At 67.9% G+C, this 19,203-nt stretch carries 18 protein-coding genes; 11 read left to right on the top strand and 7 right to left on the bottom strand.

Annotated elements, in window-relative coordinates:
• Nucleotides 1-27: 27 nt before the first annotated feature.
• From FB464_RS16020 to FB464_RS16030, 3 genes are all read left to right on the top strand, one after another.
• On the top strand, nt 28-1,086 hold the full coding sequence (locus FB464_RS16020) for a 2,3-butanediol dehydrogenase (protein WP_116416146.1): 1,059 nt from the start codon (nt 28-30) through the stop codon (nt 1,084-1,086).
• A complete protein-coding gene (locus FB464_RS16025; protein ID WP_116416145.1) occupies nt 1,083-2,066 on the top strand; it encodes a zinc-dependent alcohol dehydrogenase in 984 nt (327 codons plus the stop codon). The genes FB464_RS16020 and FB464_RS16025 overlap by 4 nt, the downstream gene beginning before the upstream one ends.
• Before the next feature lie 95 nt (nt 2,067-2,161).
• Nucleotides 2,162-3,115 carry a DUF4436 family protein gene (locus tag FB464_RS16030; RefSeq protein ID WP_116416144.1) on the top strand — a complete coding sequence of 318 codons (954 nt, stop codon included), beginning with the start codon at nt 2,162-2,164 and terminating at the stop codon, nt 3,113-3,115.
• A gap of 100 nt (nt 3,116-3,215) precedes the next feature.
• Here FB464_RS16030 and FB464_RS16035 read toward each other — a convergent pair whose 3' ends face one another.
• Genes FB464_RS16035 through FB464_RS16045 form a run of 3 tightly spaced genes read right to left on the bottom strand, consistent with a single transcriptional unit; the run spans nt 3,216 to nt 5,675 of the window.
• Complete coding sequence (locus tag FB464_RS16035) at nt 3,216-3,983, bottom strand: class I SAM-dependent methyltransferase (RefSeq protein ID WP_116416143.1); 768 nt, start codon at nt 3,981-3,983, stop codon at nt 3,216-3,218.
• Nucleotides 3,984-4,035: 52 nt separating this feature from the next.
• Nucleotides 4,036-4,596 (bottom strand): GrpB family protein, encoded by a 561-nt coding sequence (locus FB464_RS16040; RefSeq protein ID WP_116416142.1) that lies wholly within the window; start codon nt 4,594-4,596, stop codon nt 4,036-4,038.
• Nucleotides 4,593-5,675: a LacI family DNA-binding transcriptional regulator gene (locus tag FB464_RS16045; protein WP_116416141.1), complete on the bottom strand. Its 1,083-nt coding sequence runs from the start codon at nt 5,673-5,675 to the stop codon at nt 4,593-4,595. Before FB464_RS16045 ends, FB464_RS16040 begins: the two co-directional genes overlap by 4 nt.
• A 226-nt stretch (nt 5,676-5,901) precedes the next feature.
• Here FB464_RS16045 and FB464_RS16050 point away from each other — a divergent pair, with 226 nt between their 5' ends.
• The 5 genes from FB464_RS16050 to FB464_RS16070 all read left to right on the top strand — a co-directional run bounded on the left by FB464_RS16050 (nt 5,902) and on the right by FB464_RS16070 (nt 13,071).
• The gene (locus FB464_RS16050; protein ID WP_116416140.1) at nt 5,902-7,167 is read left to right on the top strand and encodes a sugar ABC transporter substrate-binding protein; all 1,266 of its coding nucleotides are present in this window, start codon (nt 5,902-5,904) and stop codon (nt 7,165-7,167) included.
• Nucleotides 7,168-7,177: 10 nt separating this feature from the next.
• Nucleotides 7,178-8,191, top strand: a complete 1,014-nt coding sequence (locus FB464_RS16055) for a carbohydrate ABC transporter permease (RefSeq protein ID WP_246093098.1) — start codon at nt 7,178-7,180, stop codon at nt 8,189-8,191.
• Nucleotides 8,192-8,316: 125 nt separating this feature from the next.
• Nucleotides 8,317-9,078, top strand: coding sequence for a carbohydrate ABC transporter permease (locus FB464_RS16060; RefSeq protein ID WP_342780871.1), 762 nt, complete (start codon nt 8,317-8,319; stop codon nt 9,076-9,078).
• On the top strand, nt 9,078-11,087 hold the full coding sequence (locus FB464_RS16065) for a glycoside hydrolase family 31 protein (protein ID WP_116416138.1): 2,010 nt from the start codon (nt 9,078-9,080) through the stop codon (nt 11,085-11,087). The genes FB464_RS16060 and FB464_RS16065 overlap by 1 nt, the downstream gene beginning before the upstream one ends.
• Nucleotides 11,023-13,071, top strand: coding sequence for a glycoside hydrolase family 127 protein (locus FB464_RS16070; protein WP_116416137.1), 2,049 nt, complete (start codon nt 11,023-11,025; stop codon nt 13,069-13,071). Before FB464_RS16065 ends, FB464_RS16070 begins: the two co-directional genes overlap by 65 nt.
• A gap of 9 nt (nt 13,072-13,080) precedes the next feature.
• On the opposite strand, the gene FB464_RS16075 is transcribed toward FB464_RS16070, so the two are convergent.
• Nucleotides 13,081-13,749 carry an NAD(P)-dependent oxidoreductase gene (locus tag FB464_RS16075; protein WP_116416136.1) on the bottom strand — a complete coding sequence of 223 codons (669 nt, stop codon included), beginning with the start codon at nt 13,747-13,749 and terminating at the stop codon, nt 13,081-13,083.
• Between the two features lie 62 nt (nt 13,750-13,811).
• Here FB464_RS16075 and FB464_RS16080 point away from each other — a divergent pair, with 62 nt between their 5' ends.
• Nucleotides 13,812-14,450: a TetR/AcrR family transcriptional regulator gene (locus FB464_RS16080; RefSeq protein ID WP_116416135.1), complete on the top strand. Its 639-nt coding sequence runs from the start codon at nt 13,812-13,814 to the stop codon at nt 14,448-14,450.
• Between the two features lie 55 nt (nt 14,451-14,505).
• Here the strand turns inward: FB464_RS16080 and FB464_RS16085 are convergent, their stop codons facing one another.
• From FB464_RS16085 to FB464_RS16095, 3 genes are all read right to left on the bottom strand, one after another.
• A complete protein-coding gene (locus tag FB464_RS16085) occupies nt 14,506-15,090 on the bottom strand; it encodes a PIN domain-containing protein (RefSeq protein ID WP_116416134.1) in 585 nt (194 codons plus the stop codon).
• A 29-nt stretch (nt 15,091-15,119) separates the two neighbouring features.
• Nucleotides 15,120-15,557 carry a helix-turn-helix domain-containing protein gene (locus FB464_RS16090; protein WP_116416133.1) on the bottom strand — a complete coding sequence of 146 codons (438 nt, stop codon included), beginning with the start codon at nt 15,555-15,557 and terminating at the stop codon, nt 15,120-15,122.
• A 114-nt stretch (nt 15,558-15,671) separates the two neighbouring features.
• Nucleotides 15,672-16,754 (bottom strand): SDR family oxidoreductase, encoded by a 1,083-nt coding sequence (locus tag FB464_RS16095; protein WP_246093100.1) that lies wholly within the window; start codon nt 16,752-16,754, stop codon nt 15,672-15,674.
• Between the two features lie 176 nt (nt 16,755-16,930).
• Between FB464_RS16095 and FB464_RS16100 the strand changes: the two genes are divergently transcribed.
• On the top strand, nt 16,931-17,953 hold the full coding sequence (locus FB464_RS16100; RefSeq protein WP_246093101.1) for an ABC transporter permease: 1,023 nt from the start codon (nt 16,931-16,933) through the stop codon (nt 17,951-17,953).
• A 129-nt stretch (nt 17,954-18,082) separates the two neighbouring features.
• Nucleotides 18,083-19,189, top strand: coding sequence for a substrate-binding domain-containing protein (locus tag FB464_RS16105; RefSeq protein WP_211327422.1), 1,107 nt, complete (start codon nt 18,083-18,085; stop codon nt 19,187-19,189).
• Nucleotides 19,190-19,203 lie beyond the last annotated feature (14 nt).

Consider the following 19,203-nt stretch of genomic DNA (forward strand, 5'->3'; position numbering starts at 1 on the left):
AACCCCCATGCAAAGGAGCATCACGACATGAAGGCAGCTGTCTTCCACGGCGCGAAGGACATCCGCGTCGAGAACGTCGCCGACCCCACCGACGTCGGCGCGTTCGACGTTCTGCTGAAGCCGTACTGGTGCGGCGTCTGCGGAACCGACCTGCACGAGTACGCGATGGGTCCGATCGTGATCCCGTCGTCGCCGCACCCGCTGAACGGGTCGACCGCCCCGCAGATCCTCGGCCATGAGTTCTCGGCCGAGATCGTCGAGGTCGGCCGCAGTGTCACGCATCTGCGGCCCGGCCAGCGCGTCTCGGTCATGCCGCTGCTCTTCTGCGGCGTCTGCTACTACTGCCGCCGCGGCCTCAACCACCTGTGCCAGAAGATGGCCTGCGTCGGCCTGAGCTTCGCCTGGGGCGGTATCGCCGAACTCGCGATCGTCCCCGCCAGCCACGTGAGCGTGCTGCCCGATGGCGTCAGCGACCTGCAGGGCGCGCTCGTCGAGCCCGGCGCGGTCGCGGCCTACGGGGTCGACACCGCCCAGGTGCGCCCGGGCGACTCGGTGCTCATCACCGGGGCCGGCCCGATCGGCGCGCTCGCCTCGCTCTACGCCGCCTCCCTCGGTGCCACCGTCTTCATCTCGGAGGTCAACCCGGTGCGCGCCGCCCTGGCCCGGTCTCTGGATGTCGGGGAGGTGCTCGACCCGACCCAGCTCGATGTCGCCGCCTACCTCAAAGACCTGAACGGCGGGGTCGGTGTGGATGCCGCGATCGAGTGCTCGGGCAACGAGCGCGCCCTCAACACCGCCATCGCCGCGGTTCGGAGTGCCGGCCGCATCTCGCAGACCGGCCTCCACACGAAGGCCGCCGCCATCGACCCGATGGTGCTCTCGGAGCACGACATCACCCTCTCGGGCACCTGGTGCTACCCGGTCACCGACTGGCCGCGCATCGTCGACCTGATCGCGCGCGGACGGTACCCCGTCGAGAAGGTCGTCAGCGCCCAGATCGCGATGGAGGACGTGGTCGCCAAGGGCTTCGAAACGCTGCTGTCGCCGTCGGGCGACCAGGTGAAAGTGCTGGTGAACGCGCGATGAAGGCACTGCAGTACACGGTGCAGGATGTCGCGGAGGTGGTTGATCTCGACGTGCCGGCCCTCGCCGACGACGAGGTTCTCGTCGCGGCCCGCCGGGTCGGAGTGTGCCACTCGGACATCGACCTGCTCGAAGGCCGGTACATCATCCCGTTCAGCTACCCGCTGATCCCGGGGCACGAGTGGTCGGGGGAGGTCGCCGCCGTCGGGTCGCGTGTGACGTCGTTCGCGGTCGGGGACCGGGTCGTGGGGGAGTGCGTGATCGGCGCCGACCACTTCGGCTTCTCGATCTCGGGCGCCGCCGCCGAGTACTTCGTGGCCAAGCCGTCGTGGTTGCACAGGCTGCCCGACGAGCTCTCGTTCGCCGACGGAGCGCTCGTCGAACCGTTCAGCGTGGCGTACTACGCGCTGCGGCGGGTCGGAAACGTCGACGCCAGCGACACTCTCGTCGTGCTCGGTGCCGGTCCGATCGGCCTCGCGGTGACCGCTGCCGCCTCCGCCCTCGGGGCGCAGGTCATCGTCGTCGAGCCTGCTGAGGGCCGGCGGGCGATCGCGGTGCAGTTGGGCGCGGCGTCGGCCGTGCATCCGGATGCCGCATCGGACGCCGTTCTCGCCCTGTCGGCCGGTCGCGGGGCCGACGTCGTGGTGGAGTGCAGCGGACGCCCCGAGGTGATGGCCCAGGCTCTCGAACTCGCCGGCTTCCGCGCCCGCGTCGCCTACATCGGCATCGACGTGGGCCGCCTGGCGAACGCCCGCCTCGGCCTGATCCAGTCGAAGGAGCTGACCATCACCGGGTCGATCGGTTCACCCGGTGTCTGGCCCGAGACGCTGCGCTTCCTGGCCGGCGCTCGCATCGACCTCAGCCCCCTGATCACCCAGGTCTTCGCCGCCGACGAAGCCCTCGCCGCCCTGGCTGCCGCCCACAACCCAGCCACCACGATCAAAGCGCACATCGAGTTCGCGGCCCCCACCCTCCCTGTGTGATCGAGTGGGCGGTTTGGGCCCCGAATTCTGCGAATTGGGGCCCAAACTGCCCACTCGATTGCGTTGGGGGTGAGGCCGCTCGCTATGCTCGCGAAATGACAGCTGAACGACCCCGCAGGCGGCGGTTCCCGTGGCAGGTCGTTGCTGCCGTTCTCGTGGCGGCGCTCGTCTATGCCGTTATTGTTTTGCTGTACGCGGGTGGACTGCGGGAGTCGAGCAACAGCTGCGTGCAGGTTGTGCAGGGTGATGAAAGCGACCTCGTCACAGTGAGCCTTCAGCCTGCGTCCGTGAACGCGGTCAACCAACGGCTGGAGTTTCAGCTGACGCTGTTTCCGCCGACCAGTCTGCTCGACCCCGACGGCTTCACCGCGAACCAGAAGATCAGCCTGTTGACCTTCCCTGTTGACGGGTCGAGCGTGCTGACCTTCGCGGAGGGGGAGGCCCTCGGCAGTTCGACCCAGTCCGACTATGCCAAGGGCATCGTCGAAGAGTGGCCGTTCGACAGCTACCGCGCCGACCTGACGACATTTGCTTTCACCGGCGAGGGCGACGACCGGATCGCCGTGCCCACCGAAGTGTGCCTCGACAACTCGGTGCCGGGCTGGCAGTTGCAAACCAGCCTGGTTCCCAGCAAGGATAACAGCGTCACCACGGCCGGCGGCGAAGTGCCGTTGCCCACCGTGGAGATCGTCGCCACACGCTCCGCGAGCACCGTCGCGTTCGGGATCCTGCTGCTCGGCCTGATGGCGGTCATCCCGGTGCTGGTGCTCTTCGTGGCCATCAGCGCCTACAACGGTCGTCGCAAAGTCGAGGCCACCCTCACCAGCTGGATCGGCGCGATGCTCTTCGCCGTGATTCCCCTCCGGAACTTCCTGCCCGGCTCGCCGCCGGTCGGCTCCTGGATCGACTACCTCGTCGTGCTCTGGGTGATCGTGGGCCTGGTCACCGGGCTCACCATCTACATCCTCGCCTGGAACCGCTGGGGCACCCGGGCCTCCCCCCGCGACCCCGCCCCCGCACCAGCCCCAGCCGAACCCGGCTCGCCCTGACATCCGCACTCAGTCCGGGTCGGTTAAGGGACCCATATCGCGCCCGCAGATCTAGCTTGGCGCGATTTGGGTCCCTTCGTCGCGGGCGCCGCGGGACTGGTCAGCGCGGCGTGCGCCCGATGACCGTCCAGGCGGTGGCGTCGATCGTGAAGGGGATGGCCGGGAGCAATGTGCGCGCGTGGCGCTCGAGCTCAGCACGCCGATCCGGTTCGAGGGCGACGACGTAGGCACCGGCGGGACCGATGCCGAGGGTGAAGGGGTCCCACCATTCGGCGAACGTCGGGAAGGTGATGTCGACGGTCAACTCACCCGTAGTGACGTCGGTCAGGCCGGCGCGGGTGACCATCTCCAGCATGTCTCCTTCGCCTGTGCCCCGCGTGATCTCAGAGACGGATGCCGCGGGGTCCAGATCGAGCGCCGCCTGCTGGAAGACCCCCAGAGGTCCCCGGCTGCCCTTGAAGTCCCACACGTTGGCCGCGATCCGTCCTCCCCGCCGGGTGACGCGCGCCATCTCCCGGATGGCGACCACAGGGTCGGCGATGAAGTGGATCACGAGTTGCGAGAGTGTCAGGTCGAAAGTGTCATCGGGGTAGGGCAGGGACTCGGCTCGGGCAATCTGGATGTCCGCGCCGGGAAATCGCGATCGCGCCGCGCTCACGAACGGTTCCGACGGATCGACGGCACTGACCTGGCCTGCTCCGAGCGCATCGATGAGCTCCTTCGTCAGAGCTCCGGGGCCGCACCCGACATCGAGCGCGAGATCCCCGTCGGTCGGTGCGATCGCCTCGACGAAGCGTTTCGCCAGCGGGGCCGAGAAGCGACCCATGAAGCGGTCGTAGGATTCTGCGTTCTCGAAGTGTGGGGTCATGCCCCATTGTCGCCCCAGCGGTCGCGACAGGGAAGGAGTCCGGAAAGACGGTTCAGGGCACGCGGGCGGCGCGGGCACGGGCCTTGATCGCGAGGATCACCTCGGTCTTGGCGTCGGCGTAGTCGTTCATGTCGTTCCACGGGCGGCTGAGCAGGGCCCGCTTCGTGTTCTCGTAGAGGGCGCGGTCGGCGGCGTCCCGGCGCAGGTGGTCGCGGAGCAGCAGGTACTCGTCGACGGCCGGGTCGCCCCGTTCCAGCACGTGCACGTGCACGTCGCGGGCGGGGGTGCGCACGAGGCGATGCGCGGGCTCCCGGACACGCTCGTAGCCCGCGGCCAGGAGCGTGTCGAGGTAGTCCTCTTCGGCGGTGATGTCGTCGACGACGACCACGATGTCGATGATCGGCTTCGCCGCCAGGCCCGGTACCGACGTCGAACCGATGTGCTCGACACCGACGTTCGACTCGGGGAGGGCATCCAGGATCCGCCGCCGGTGGTCGAGGTAGAGGCCCGCCCACCGGTCGTCGGGGTCGTGCAGCGAAACCGTGAGCGCCTCCGCGCCACCGACGATCTCGATGGTCGTCACGTCGGGTCGCCGCGGCGTGGGATTCGTCATGAGGTGCCCGTTTCCCTGGTGCCGGTGTCGGCGCTGGTGCCGCCGCCGTCGGTGTGAAGCCACGATCCCGTCGACTCGCGCGGCACGACGCGCACGGCACCGCGTCGGACGCCCCGTGCGGTGGTGCCGCCGATCGCCGCCACGAGTTCGAGCGCGGCCGACCGGCCCAGTTGCTCGAGGTTCATCTCGACGCTGGTGAGAGGTGGGCGCGCCTCTTCGGCGAGCAGGTCCCAGTTGTCGAAGCCCATCACGGCCACGTCGTCGGGAACGCTCCGCCGGCTCTCGCGCAGCTGGTCGAGGGCGCCCCGGGCGAGCTGGTCGCTGCCGCAGAGCAGCGCGTCGAACTGCACGCCCGATTCGACGAGGGACTCCGTGCAGCGCCGCCCCCACCGTTCGCCCCACGGCCCGAACAGGTCCGCTCCGCCGACGAGCGACAGGCCCTCCTCCGCGAGTCGCGACGTCGCTCCCGCCACGCGATCCTGCGCGGCCGAGTACGACGGGTCGCCGTTGATGAACGCGATCCGCCGCCGCCCCCGCGAGAGCAGGTGATCGACGGCCTGCCGCCCGGCGTCGAAGTTGTCGGGTGTGAACGACAGGTCTGCGGGGTCGTCGGAGGGGGCGTAGACGTACACCACCGGTACCTTCAGGCCGGCAGTGAGGGATGCCCGGGGGTTCGTCGTGCGCCCGACGACCAGCAGGCCATCCACCCTCTTCGCCAGCAGCATGCCGAGCTGGTGCCGTTCGCGGATCGAGTCACTGCGGGCATCCGCCAGCAGCACCGAGGTCGAGCCGGCACCGAACGCGTCTTCGGCGCCGAGCAGCACGGGCAGCACGAAGCGGTTGTCGAGGTCCTGGGTGAGCATGCCGATGGTGCCGGTGGTGGCGGAGTTGAGGGCCTTCGCGAAGGGGTTCGGTGTGAACGAGAGGGTGGCCGCCGCGTCGAGCACACGCTGGCGCGTCTCGGCGCGCACCTGGCTGACGCCGTTCATCGCCTTCGAGGCGGTGGCGAGCGAGACCCCGGCGAGCTGGGCGACATCGGTCAGCGTGGTCGCGCCGGTGCCGCGCTTCCTGCCGTCCATCGCCCACCTCCATCGTCGGCTCGTGCCCCGCGAACCAGCCCGGGTCTTACCGAAACCTTACCGAAAACGTCGTCGTGTCTGCACCAGCTTTCCGTCGCCACAGGGCCGAAAATTGTTCTTGACGCGGGCATCCGACCGCCATAGAGTCATTCCCGAAACTACTTTCGGTCTTTCGGTACGAAATGACCGACACCGTGTGAACACGTCACATTCAGAGAGGAATACCGTGAACATCTCCGCACAGAGGGGCCGGCTCGCAGCAGCAGCCGTTCTCTCGATCACCGCCCTGGTGGCACTGTCCGCCTGTTCGTCAGGCTCGGATTCGACGTCGACGTCGACCGATGCCGCCGCAGCCGGCGGAACCTACACCTTCTGGGATCCGTACCCCCAGTTCGATGAGACGGCCGACTGGTCGAAGCTGGTCGCGAAGTGCGGCACCGACGCCGGTGTCACGATCGAGCGCACCGGGTACGACACCTCCGACCTCACGAGCAAGGCCCTCCTGGCCGGCCAGCAGGGCAGCTCGCCCGACATCCTGGTCGTCGACAACCCCGTGGTGTCGACTCTCGCCGACGCGGGCATCCTGACCACCACCGCAGATCTCGGACTCGACACGACGAACTTCGAGAAGAACATCCTCGCTGCCGGCCAGAGCAACGGTGACACGTTCGGCGTTCCGATCGGGGCGAACACGCTGGCGCTGTACTACAACAAAGACATTCTCTCTGCGGCGGGCGTCGACATCGCGAGCGTCACCGACTGGACGTCACTGAACGCCGCGCTCGCCAAGGTCACCGCCTCCGGCAAGCAGGGCATCACCTTCTCGGGCATCGGTACAGAAGAGGGCAGCTTCCAGTTCCTCCCCTGGTTCTGGGGAGCAGGGGCCGAACTGACCGACCTCAGCTCGAGCCAGGCCGTCGACGCGGCCACGCTCTGGACGGACTGGGTCAAGCAGGGTTACGCCCCCAACTCGGTGATCAACAACACCCAGACCACGAGCTGGCAGGAGTTCCTGACCGGCAACTTCGCCTTCTCTGAGAACGGCACCTGGCAGCTCGCCGGCGCCGACAAGTCGGGGCTCAACTACGGGGTCATCCCGATTCCGGCGAAGTCGGGCGGATCCGCTGCCGCACCGACCGGCGGCGAGTTCGTCTCCGCTCCCGTGCAGAGTGACACGGGCCGCTATGCGACGACGGAGAAGATCATCTCCTGCCTCACCAGCGACTCGAACCTGCTGACCACCGACACCACGCTGTCGTACGTCGCACCGATCGCCACCGTCCAGACGCAACAGGTCGCCGCGAACGCCGAACTGACCCCGTGGGTCGCCGCCGTCGCAGCCGCCCGCGGTCGTACGAGTGACAATCTCGGCACGAAGTACCCCGTCATCTCGCAGGCCATGTGGGGCGGATTCCAGAACGCCCTCTCGGGGAGCCAGCCCCCGGCCGATGCGATGAAGGCGGCCCAGACCGCTGCTGCGGCAGCGCAGTAGGCAACCCATCGTGACTCTCACGCACAAGGCCGCCGCCTCACCCGTCAACACGGGTGGGGCGGCGGCGCCCGCCCGGGCCGGGCGCGGCGGTAGAGGAGATTCCGCCGGCGCCGGCAGCACCGGGCGCATCCGCTCCCGTCGCCCCCGGTCGACGCAGTGGGCGGCGTGGGCGTTCCTCGCGCCGGTCGTCGTCTACCTGGGGCTGTTCTACGCCCTCCCGCTCTACAAGAACATCGACCTGAGCATCCGGAACTACACGGTGCGGTCGTTCGTGCAGGGCAACGCGCCCTTCGTAGGGTTCGAGAACTACCTGAAGGTCTTCGCCGACCCGACGTTCGGGCCCGCGATCTTCCACACCGGGTTCTTCGTGCTGGTCTCGATCCTCCTGCAGTTCAGTCTCGGCATGGCGTTGGCCGTGTTCTTCTTCAACCGCTTCCGGTTGTCGTCGACGCTCCGGGCGCTGTTCCTGGTGCCGTGGCTGTTGCCGCTCATCGTGTCGGCGTCGACCTGGTCATGGATGCTCAACTCTGACTCCGGCATCGTCAACTCGTTCCTCGAATCGTTCGGCATCGGCAGCATCAACTGGCTGACCTCGCCGCAGTGGGCCCTGGTCTCGGTGACGATCGCCAACATCTGGATCGGCATTCCTTTCAATCTCGTCATTCTCTACAGCGGCCTGCAGAACATCTCGGCCGACCTGTACGAGGCGGCCTCACTCGATGGGGCGAATGCGTGGCAGAAGTTCTGGCGCATCACGTTTCCGCTCCTCCGCCCGGTCTCGGCCATCACCATCCTGCTCGGCCTCGTCTACACCCTGAAGGTGTTCGACATCATCTGGATCATGACCAAGGGCGGGCCGGCGAGTTCCTCGACCACCCTCTCGACCTGGTCGTACCAACTCGGCTTCGGCTCGACCCTGCCCCGCTTCGGCCCCGCCGCCGCGGTCGGCAACATCCTGATCGTCGTCGCCCTCATCTTCGGGCTCATCTACATCTACCTGCAGCGAAGGGAGGCCAGGCGATGACCGCTGTGGCCACACCGCGAAGCTCTGTCGCCCCGCGCACAGCCGCCGAGGACCGACCGGCCCCCCGGCGCCGGAAGCGCCCCACCTGGTACTTCACGCTCATCGGCGTCGTGCTCACAGCGCTCATGCTCTTCCCGATCTACTGGATGATCAACGTCTCCCTGACGAAGACCGCCGACATGCGGAAGAGCCCGCCCAACTGGTTCCCCTTCGACCCGACCTTCTCGGGCTACCAGGCCGTGCTCTCGCAGCAGCTGCCCTACCTCGGCACCAGTCTCGTCATCGGCCTCGGAACGGTCGTGCTCACGCTCGTGCTGGCGGCCCCGGCCGGCTACGCGCTGGCGAAGCTCCGTCCGCGCGGCGGTGGAGCGGTCAGCTTCGTCTTCCTGATCGCGCAGATGATCCCCGGCATCATCATGGCAATGGGGTTCTATGCGATCTACCTGAACCTCGGCATCCTGAACTCGATTCCCGGGCTGATCCTGGCCGACTCGACGATCGCGGTTCCGTTCGGGGTGCTGCTGTTCACGGCGTTCATGTCGGCGATCCCCGATGAGCTGATGTCGGCTGCGAAGATCGACGGCGCATCGTACTGGCGCACGTTCCGCTCGGTGGTGCTGCCGATCAGCCGCAACTCTGTCGTGACGGTGTCGCTGTTCGCGTTCCTCTGGGCCTGGTCGGACTTCATCTTCGCGTCCACGCTCGACGGGGGCGGCAAGATCCAGCCGATCACGCTCGGCATCTACAAGTACATCGGCAACAACAACCAGGAGTGGAACTCGATCATGGCCACAGCCGTGGTCGCGTCGATCCCTGCGGCCGTGCTGCTCATCGTCGCCCAGCGCTACGTCGCCGCCGGCGTGACAGCAGGGGCGGTCAAGGACTGATGGTCAGGTTCCTGAATCTCGGCCGCGCCCTCGAAGTGCGTCACCGGCACGAGGTGCTCCTCATCGAGGCGTGGGGTGCAGACAGCGCCCGCGTGCGAGCGGCCCTCTACCGCCTGCCGGGCGAAAGTGCAGGGGCGCTGGCCGAGGTGGCTCCGGATGTCTCGCCCGCCGTCACCATCACCACGGCCCCCACTCGCGCCACCCTCGTCAACGGCGCCCTCACCGTCACGGTCGCCTTCGATGAGGCCGAACCCTACCCCGAGCCGCACCTCACCTTCTCCGACACCGCCACCGGCCGGGAACTGCTCGCCGAGAGCCGCGAACACTTCTGGATGCCCGGGGCACGCGTCTTCCTCGGCAACAACTCGGGCGCCGCAGAGGTGCACCAGCAGTTCCGCGCCTACGACGACGAGAAACTCTTCGGACTCGGCCAGCGCACCCACGGCCGCCTCGACATCAAGGGGCTCTCGCTCGACCTCGTGCAACGGAATGCTGAGGTGAACATCCCGTTCGTGCTCTCCTCCCGCGGTTATGCCCTGCTCTGGAACGTGCCCGCGGTCGGTCGCGTCGACTTCGCTTCCAACGCGACGCGCTGGCAGGCCGGCCAGGCCCGGGAGATCGACTACTGGATCACCGCCGCCCCGACCCCCGCCGACCAGCTCGCGCGCTACGCCGACGCGACCGGCCACTCGCCCGACCTCCCCGAGTGGGCGAGCGGGTTCTGGCAGTCCAAGCTCCGCTACCGCACTCAGAGCGAGCTGCTGGGCGTCGCCCGCGAACACACGAGCCGCGGCCTTCCGCTCTCGGTGATCGTCGCCGACTTCTTCCACTGGTCGGCGATGGGCGACTACCGCTTCGACGAGAACGAGTGGCCCGACGTGCCCAGCATGGTCGCCGAGCTCCGCTCGCTCGGCGTCGAGCTCATGGTCTCCATCTGGCCGACCATCTCCCCGCTCTCCGAGAACTTCGCCGACTACCGCGATCAAGGCCTGCTCGTCGGCGCCGACCAGGGGGTCGAGTTCCTGCAGACCATCCAGGACAAGGGCATGCAGACCCCGATGCCCGTCGGCTTCTACGATCCGACCAATCCCGAGACCCGCGACTACGTCTGGGGCCTGGTGGCGAAGAACTACCTCGCCCACGGCATCCGGGTCTTCTGGCTCGACGCCTCGGAACCCGAACTGAACCCCGCGCACCCGGCGAACATGCGCCTCTATGCCGGTCCCGGGGCGGAGGTCGCCAACATCTACCCGCGGGACAACGCCCGGCTCTTCGCCGAGGGGATGGCGGCCGCCGGCGAGCAGCCGACCGTGCTGCTCTGCCGTTCCGCGTGGGCAGGATCCCAGAAGTACGGTGCCGCCGTCTGGTCGGGCGACATCCCGGCCACCTGGCTCTCGCTGGCACAGCAGGTGCGGGCGGGCCTTGCCATCGCGGTCTCGGGCATCCCGTGGTGGACCACCGACATCGGCGGATTCCACGGCGGCGACGCCTCCGACCCCGCATACCGGGAGCTGGTCATCCGGTGGTTCCAGTACGGAGTGTTCTGCCCGCTGTTCCGGCTGCACGGCGACCGCGAACCACGCACGCCGACGGGTCACGAGATGACCGGCGGCCCCAACGAGCTCTGGTCGTTCGGCGAGGATGCGTTGCCGATCCTCACGGGCGTGCTGGAGTTGCGTGAACGGCTCCGCCCGTACATCCACGACCAGATGCGGCTCGCCGCCGAAACGGGGCTGCCCCCGATGCGGCCGCTGTTCGTCGACTACCCGTCCGATCGGGCGGCGTGGATGATCGAGGACCAGTTCCTCTTCGGCCCCGACATCCTCGTCGCCCCCGTCACCGAAGCAGGCCAGCGTTCCCGCCCGGTCTACCTGCCGGGAACCGGGCGCTGGATCGATGCCAACTCGGGTGCGGTCTTCGCTGGCGGCCAGACGGTTGTCGTCGATGCGCCCCTCGAACACATTCCCGTTTTCCTCCGAGAAGAAGCACAGGTGTCCCTTGTCCCATGATGTCGCGGTCACCGTGCCCGCCCCGACAGCCGTCGCGTCGGCGACGGCCCTGCGCGGTGGACCCGTCGCGCCTTCCCGCTCCCGCCTCCGCCCGCTCGGCCCCGACGAGATCAGCATCGACGGCGGATTCTGGGGCGAGCGCCAGGCCTTGAACGCCGACGTCATCCTCGCCCACTGCGAGACCTGGATGGAACGCATCGGCTGGAGCGCCAACTTCGACCGCGTCGTCGACGGCACCGTCGGGCGAGCCCATTCCGGTATCGAATTCGTCGACTCGGAGATCTACAAGCTGCTCGAAGCGATGGCCTGGGAGCTGGCCCGTCGCCCATCGCCGGCTCTGGATGCCCGCTACCGCGCCCTCGTCGCGCGGGTCGCTGCGGCGCAGGAGCCCGACGGCTACCTCCACACCAGCTTCGGGCATCCCGGGCAGCCCGCCCGCTACTCGAACCTCGAGTGGGGCCACGAACTCTACTGCTTCGGCCACCTGTTCCAGGCGGCCGTCGCCCGGCTTCGAGGCGGACACGACGACGAACTCGTCGACGTCGCACGGCGGCTCGCCGACCACGTGTACCGCGAATTCGGCCCCGACGGGCGCTCGGCGATCTGCGGGCATCCGGAGATCGAGGTCGCGCTCGCCGAACTCTCGCGAGCGCTCGACGAGCCGCGCTACCTCGAACTCGCCCGCCTCTTCATCGAGCGCCGCGGCAACGGCCTGCTCGCCACCACCGTCCTGTTCGGGCACGAATACTTCCAGGACGACGTGCCCGTGCGCGATGCGACGGTGCTGCGCGGCCACGCCGTGCGCGCCCTCTACCTCGCGAGTGGGGCACTAGACGTCGCCACCGAGACGGGCGACCGTGCCCTCGCCGACGCCGTCGCGCTGCAGTGGAGGAACACCGTCTCGCGGCGCACGTACATCACGGGAGGCATGGGATCCCATCACCAGGACGAGGCGTTCGGCGACGACTACGAACTGCCCGCCGACCGGGCCTACTCGGAGACCTGCGCCGGCATCGGATCGGTCATGCTCAGCTGGCGACTGCTCCTCGAAACCGGGGACACGGCCTATGCCGACCTGATCGAGCGCACCCTGCTCAACAATGTTCTCGCCTCCCCGCGCGAAGACGGCCGCGCCTTCTTCTACACCAACCCCCTGCAGCAGCGCACCGCCGGCGCCTCGCCCCCCGAAGACGTCCTCAGCGAGCGGGCCGAGGCGAGCCTCCGCGCACCCTGGTTCGAGGTCTCGTGCTGCCCCACGAACGTGGCGCGCACCCTCGCGAGCGTGGCGCTGTACTTCGCGACCGCCGACGCCATCGGGGTGCAGCTGCACCAGTACGGGGACGCGAGCATCCGAACGACCCTCCCCGACGGGCGCGTGCTCGCCCTGCAGGTGCGCACCGGCTACCCCTTCGCCGGCGACGTCTCGGTGACCGTGCTCGAGCCTGTCACGGCAGCCATCACTCTGCGCGTCCCGGCCTGGGCCCAGGATGCCGCGACCCTGACGGTCGCGGGTGCCACCACACGCACCGCCGGCGGCTCGGTCGTCGTCGCACGCACCTTCGCGGCCGGTGAGGTGTTCACCCTCCACCTCCCGATGGAGCCCCGGATCGTGCATCCGCACCCCCGCATCGACGCCGTGCGCGGAACCGTCGCCGTCGAACGCGGACCCCTGGTGCTGGCCCTCGAGTCGCCCGACCTGCCCGACCTGTCCGCCGGGACCTCCGGCGGCCCGGCGAGCACCGAGCACGCCGAACTCGACCTCACTCGGCCCCTCCGCTCGACCCCGACCGGTGCGACTGCCTCCATCGCCCTCCGCGCCGACGAGGATGCCGACGCGCGGCCCTGGCCGTACGCCGCCGCGGCCGCCGCCGGCTCTCCCGCTCCGGATCGGGCGGCCGAGGTAGCCCTCACCCCCTACTTCGCGTGGGCGAATCGCGGCCCGTCCACCATGCGCGTCTGGCTCCCCGTCGCCCCGACCACCTGAACTGCGCCGTCAGGCCTTCCGGTACATGCTGAAATCGCAGGTGTGGATGGCCGCGGCATCCATGACGGTGCGCAGGTTGTAGGCGGCGCAGTCCGCGAAGGTGCCGATGCTCGGGCGGCGGGTCGATCGTTCGAGAACGCCCTTCGATTCGCCATTCGATCCGATGCCGGCTCGGTGCACCATCCATTCGATGTCGGGTGCCTCGTCTGTCAGGTACTCCATCACGGCTTCGTTGTCCCGGTGTTGGCCGTCGTATCCGCGAGCGATGGTCTTCCTGATCGCCCAGAGAGCCGGTGACAGTGGCCGGCCCGGGGCTTTGCTCAGCCCACCCGCCTGATAGAGGAAGCGCTTCACGCCGTTCCTGCGCATCGCGGGCACCAGGCGCTGCACGAATTCGGTGTTGACCTTGCGTTCTCTCTGCATCTCGACGTCGCCGAGCATCGACACCACAACATCGGTGCCGCCAACGAGGTCGTCGAGGTCGACGCCACTGTTCGCGTCGCTCACCGATCCCTTGCGTACGTCGAGATTCGGATGCTCGGAGCTGAGCTTGGAAGGAGTGCGGGCGAGCGCCCGCACCCTGTGCCCGGCCTGCAGGGCGAGCGAGGTGAAGTGCTGGCCGGTCTGCCCGGTGGCGCCGAAAACAAGGAAGGTCTTCGGCTCTATGGAGGAAGTCATATCGCTAGACTAGGCAGTGTCTAGTAAATAGTCAATGTCTAGTCCTGGGGTAGACTGAGGCCATGACGTCGCGGCCCTTCCATCACGGAAACCTGCGCGCCGTGCTGCTCGAGCAGGCCGAAAAGGTACTGCGCGAGAGCGGAGTCGACGGCCTCTCGCTGCGGGAGCTCGCCCGCCAGGCCGGCGTGAGCCACGGCGCTCCTCGCAGCCACTTCATCGACAAGCAAGCCCTGCTCGACGCCCTCGCCGAGCAGGGCTTCAACCGGCTGACCGAGCAGGTCGCCGTGGCGATCGCGACCCCGGGCGCGTTCGAGGAGCGTTTCCGCCGCGTCGGCCGTGCCTACGTCGACTTCGGCGTCGACGATGCAGCCCTCATGGAGCTCATGTTCGCGGCGAAGACGAACCACCCCACCCCGGCGCTCGAGGCCGCGGCCGCGCACCTCTTCGACACCCTCAATGGTGCGATGCCAGCCGGCCCTGCCGAGCCTGGCGCGCCTGCCGTCCCCGGCGACTCGCCCTCAGAGCTCCGCACCCGCTTCAAGCTCCTCTTTGCCGCAACCATGCAGGGCACTGCCACCCTCATCACCTCCAGCCGCATCACCCGCGCCCAGGGCGACACCGTCATCGCCGACGCGGCCGCCGCCCTTCTCTCCTCAGATCTCGGCACCAGCATCCTGCACCCCTCCAGCCGCCCCCGCTGAGCGGCTCTCTGCCGAGGGCGGCGATCTTTGCGCCCACCGCCTTCGGCGCGCGTCTTCACGCTTGCGCGCCAAGTGGCTCACAGCGGTGTTCTCGAACGCGGTCGGCGAAGTCAGGGCAGCCCGCTCGCCGAAGGGCTTCCTCCAGCCCCTTCGTCGCCCGCCCTTCTCTCTCGCATGCCTGCCAGTACGACCCCTGCTCGCGGATCACACCACGGACGGCAGCAGAATTTCCGTCATCGACGAGGCAGAGAAACGCGTCGGCGGAGTAAACGTCGTACGGCAGGAGCTTTGCCTCACCGAAGTCGCGGACATTGTCGGTGACGAGGATGTCGGAGCGTGCGTGTGTCGCCGCGGCGTTCACGTGCTGATCGTGCTCATCGCTTCCGACGAAGTCGACATCCCCGGGGAAGTCCTCGATGATCTCGTCGAGAACCGCCCGGATCTTGCGGTCGATCTCCGAGATCACGCCGCCGTCAGCCCGCGGATGTTGCCTGCGTGCCACACGAATGGTTTCGGCGAGCACGTCGAGCGAGGTGTGCAACTGGAACATGTCGCCAGTGCGCAATCGGCACAGCAGGATCCAATCGCGCACCGTGCGACTGGCCAGCACGTTGGAGTCGAGGAAGACGCGATGAGGCACCCGTGAAGACTACTGGGCAAACATGAGTTTCAGTCGTCTAATGCTTCCTCCAGTGCGCGGAGGTCGGCGAACGCTTCCTCGCGGGCCGCCCGACGAGCCTGCGCGCGGGCCATCACCTCACGAGTATCGAAGCGATGGTGCGAGCCGACCATGCGTGAACTCAGCGTTCCCTCCTTCACCCACTTCATCAGAGTCGGTCGGGATACGGCGAGGAGCTCGGCGGCGGAAGTCGATGTGAGCTCGGTGGGAATAGCGGTCACGCTCACTGGTCCGTGAGTGAGCCCCCGCAGAACCTGACTGACGAACGTAGCGAGGCTGGCGGGAAGTGCCACGACGCTGCCGTCGCTGAGCGTGGCTGAAAGCCCGACAACGGTACGGTCCTGGGCGCTTTCGACGAAGTCTCCCGCATCTCTGCGCAGTCCATCATCGACCAACAGGGTGCCGTTGGACATGAGGGTCGAACTCACTGGCGCCTCTCCGATCGTGCAGCGCTCTGGGGCGCAACATGTTCAAGATACACCGGTTGCGCTTATAAGTGCAATCAAGAGCGTGGCAACCGTAGAGCTGAGGCCCGGCCGGTGTCACGGGATGATGCGGGCCTCGCGGTAGCGGGCGACCTTGTCGGCGAAGCTGGCGAAGGTGGTGCGGTAGTTCGGGAAGCCCGCGTCGCGGCTCTTGTTCATGCTCGTGAAGGCCTCGATGTTGCGGCCGAGGTCGCTGTCGGTGTGCCACCACGAGGCGAGGCGGGTGATGTCCGGTTCGGCCAGGCCCTCGCGGAGAGCGATGGCGGCCCAGGCTTCCTCCATGCCCGCCATGCGGCCGTCGAGCGGGCGGGGTTCGCCGTCGAAGCCGACAGGTTCCACGCCGAAGAGTTCGGCGATGCGCGGCCACATCCAGCGCCAGCGGAACACGTCGCCGTTGGCGATGTTGAAGGCCTCATTCGCAGCCGAGGGCGTGGTGCCGGCCCAGATGAGCTGCTCGGCGAGCAGGTCGGCGTCCGTGACATCCGTGACGCCGTTCCACTGCGTGGCAGAGCCGGGGAAGATGAACGGCAGCCCGAGTTCGCGGCAGAGCGTGGCGTACACCGAGAGTGTGAGCACCATGTTCATCGCGTTGCCGACGGCGTAGCCGAAGACGGTGTGGGCCCGGTGGATGCTCCAGGTGAACCCCATGCGCTCCGCGGCGGTGAACACCTCGTCTTCCTGGTTGTAGTAGAAGTTCGGCGACGACAGGCGCGGCTCGTCCTCGTTGAAGGGGGTGTCGGCCATCACTCCGGTGGCGTAGTTGTCGAACGGGCCGAGGTAGTGCTTGAGCCCGGTGACGAGGGCGACGTGGCGCACAGATCCCGCAGGCGACAGGGCGGCGAGGATGTTGCGCACCGTCGCCGAGTTCACCTCGATGTTCTCGGCTTCGGTGTCCTTCTTCATCCACGCGGTGATGATCACGAGTTCGGGGGCCAGCCCGGCGACGGCGGCGGCGAGGGAGGCGGGATCGAGCAGGTCGGCGGCAACGGGGATGACCCCGGGCGTGAGTTCGGCGCCCCCGCGGGAGAGGCCGTAGGTGCTCCAGCCGAGGTCGACCAGCTGGCGGGCGACGCTCTGGCCGGCGATACCGGTGGCGCCGACGACGAGCGCCTGCCTGCCGGTGGTGGGGGTGTCAGTCACGATGGTTCGACCTCTCTGTTGATGCATCCCTCAAAATGTACACCTGTACTGCACGAATCTGAATCGAGAGTCAACAAGCCCTTGTGAACAACGGGGCAGTCTGTAAAGCTACACTCAACGTTGTAGCTCATCGTCGAGAGTCTCAACCCACAGCAACGGGAGTAGGAATGTACGCAATGGAGCGGCAGGTCAGTGGTCTGAAGCGCCCGAGTCGTCGCGCGTCGAAAGGCCTCATCACGGTCGGCGTCGCGCTGGTCATCCTCCTCGTCGCGAGCGCCGTGCTCGCACCGTCGAGCCTCTCACAGGGTGCCGTACTCGGGATGCTCCCGTTCGCTTCGGTGCTCGCCGTGGTGGGCCTCGGCCAGATGCTCGTCGTGCAGCAGGGCGGTATCGACCTGTCGGTGCCCGGCGCCGTCTCGCTGGCGATCGTGATCGTCAGCCGCATCCCGAACGGCGACAACGCGCTGCTGGTACCCGCCATCCTGCTCGCCTTCGGTTTCGCAGCCGCGGCCGGACTGCTGAACGGTTTCCTCGTCGGGCGCCTCGGCCTGAACGCGATCATCGCCACTCTCGGCACCAACGCTCTGCTCTTTGCAGCGGTGCTGGGCATCTCGGGCGGTTCGCCCACGACCACGACCCGGCTGCTCCAGTCCGTCGCCGGTGGGCTCTCGCTCGGCATCCCGAACTCCGTGTTCTTCGCAGCGGCCGTGGCCGTCATCGTCATCGTGCTGGTGAAGAAGACGGTCGCCGGCCGCCGCTTCGAGGCGATCGGTGCGAACCCGATCGCGGCGCGGGCAACGGGCCTCCGGGTGCGGGTGCACCAGACGGCCGCGTATGTCTGGGGGCAGATGCTCTACTGCATCGCGGGCATCCTGCTGGCCGGCATCACGGCCCAGCCCACAGCGTTCCAGGGCAACACCTACCTGATCCCCGCCGTCGCGGTCGTCGTGCTCGGCGGAACCTCACTGCTCGGCGGCCGGGGCTTCCCGCTCGCCACCGTGGTCGCGGCCGTCTTCCTGAGCCAGCTCGACCAGTTCAATCTCGCCGTGGGTGTGCCGTATGCCGTGCGCACACTCGTTCAGGCTGCAGCGCTCGCCGTCGGCGTCGCGCTCTACACAATCGACTGGTCGCGTGTGCGCGCCCGGTTCGGCAGCAGAACCCGAACGACCAAGCCCAAGCCCACCCCCTCGCCAGCCTGACGGATCAACCACACAGCACCACCACACACAGCACCACCCACGCAGCTCCACCACACACAGCACCACCTGACAGAGCAGTCACACACCCCCCTGCGGCAGAGAAGCCGCACCAAGTAGAAGGAACGACGAATGATGATTCGCAAGCGGATCCTGTCCCTCACAGTCGCCCTCGGCCTGAGCGCCGTCGCACTCACGGCCTGCAGCAGCGGCGCCCCCGGCGCTGACGAACCCGTGCCCACCGGTACCGTCGCGGGCGCACCCTCCTGGTGCGGCCCCAAGCAGATCACCCTGGGCCTGCTCGACGGTTTCGGCGGCAACAGCTGGCGCCTGATCACCACGGCGGCCGGTGCCGACGAGGTGAAGAAGTGCCCGAGTGTCACGAAGTACGAGTACGCCGACGGCCAGGGCGACACCCAGAAGTCGATCTCCGACATCCAGGGCATGGTCGCCAAGGGCGTGAACGCGCTGGTCGTGTTCCCGGATGCTGGCGAGGCCATGCTGCCCGCACTGCGGAGCGCCTACCAGGCCGGTGTCGTGACCGTGCCCTACCGCGTGAACCCGGGCGGCAAGGACGGTGTCGACTACGACGCCTGGATCGGCGCCGACTTCAGCCAGGACGGCGCCAACTGGGCCGCCTGGATCCAGAAGAACCTGCCCGACGGCGGCAACATCCTCTTCATGAGCGGGCCGAAGGGCAACAGCCAGGGCGAGGACGAGTACAACGCCATGACCGGCATCCTCGACCCCGCCAAGTACACGTTCGTCGGCGAGACCCCGTTAGAGCCCACCAACTGGGACCCGGCCCTCTCGCAGCAGGTTCTGACGGCGGCGATCGCCAAGAACCCGAAGATCGACGTGATCGTCAGTGACTTCGGCCCGTCTCTCCTGGGGGCTCTGCCCGAGTTCCAGAAGAGCGGTCGCAGCATCCCGGCCCTCGTCACCACCGACGGCAACTCGCTCGGCTGCTTCTACGAGCAGAACAAGGCCGCGAACCCCGACTTCAAGATGATGACGGTCGCGACCGGCAACGACAACGTGCGACTCGCCGTGCAGTACGCGGTGGCGAAGGCCACGGGCGGCCAGCTGCCGACCACCACGAAGTTCGAGGCCCCGATGTTCGAGGATTCGGTGTCGAGCACCCCCAACCCGGTCGAGTGCAAGACCGACCTGCCGGGCGACATCTTCCTCTCGGCCGAGATGCCCGCTGCCGACCAGGCCGCACTCCTGAAGAAGTAGAACGATCCACGCTG

The sequence above is a fragment of the Subtercola boreus genome (genome assembly GCF_006716115.1).
GTDB classification, from domain to species: Bacteria; Actinomycetota; Actinomycetes; order Actinomycetales; family Microbacteriaceae; genus Subtercola; species Subtercola boreus.

What these genes read in the sequence shown, in the direction of transcription:
- FB464_RS16065 (WP_116416138.1), top strand. Translation starts at nt 9,078, where the DNA reads ATGGTCAGGTTCCTGAATCTCGGCCGCGCCCTCGAAGTGCGTCACCGG.
- FB464_RS16080 (WP_116416135.1), top strand. Translation starts at nt 13,812, where the DNA reads ATGACGTCGCGGCCCTTCCATCACGGAAACCTGCGCGCCGTGCTGCTC.
- FB464_RS16060 (WP_342780871.1), top strand. Translation starts at nt 8,317, where the DNA reads ATGCTCTTCCCGATCTACTGGATGATCAACGTCTCCCTGACGAAGACC.
- FB464_RS16025 (WP_116416145.1), top strand. Translation starts at nt 1,083, where the DNA reads ATGAAGGCACTGCAGTACACGGTGCAGGATGTCGCGGAGGTGGTTGAT.
- FB464_RS16075 (WP_116416136.1), bottom strand. Translation starts at nt 13,749, where the DNA reads ATGACTTCCTCCATAGAGCCGAAGACCTTCCTTGTTTTCGGCGCCACC.
- FB464_RS16105 (WP_211327422.1), top strand. Translation starts at nt 18,083, where the DNA reads ATGATGATTCGCAAGCGGATCCTGTCCCTCACAGTCGCCCTCGGCCTG.
- FB464_RS16030 (WP_116416144.1), top strand. Translation starts at nt 2,162, where the DNA reads ATGACAGCTGAACGACCCCGCAGGCGGCGGTTCCCGTGGCAGGTCGTT.
- FB464_RS16020 (WP_116416146.1), top strand. Translation starts at nt 28, where the DNA reads ATGAAGGCAGCTGTCTTCCACGGCGCGAAGGACATCCGCGTCGAGAAC.
- FB464_RS16045 (WP_116416141.1), bottom strand. Translation starts at nt 5,675, where the DNA reads ATGGACGGCAGGAAGCGCGGCACCGGCGCGACCACGCTGACCGATGTC.
- FB464_RS16070 (WP_116416137.1), top strand. Translation starts at nt 11,023, where the DNA reads ATGCGCCCCTCGAACACATTCCCGTTTTCCTCCGAGAAGAAGCACAGG.
- FB464_RS16035 (WP_116416143.1), bottom strand. Translation starts at nt 3,983, where the DNA reads ATGACCCCACACTTCGAGAACGCAGAATCCTACGACCGCTTCATGGGT.
- FB464_RS16040 (WP_116416142.1), bottom strand. Translation starts at nt 4,596, where the DNA reads ATGACGAATCCCACGCCGCGGCGACCCGACGTGACGACCATCGAGATC.
- FB464_RS16100 (WP_246093101.1), top strand. Translation starts at nt 16,931, where the DNA reads ATGGAGCGGCAGGTCAGTGGTCTGAAGCGCCCGAGTCGTCGCGCGTCG.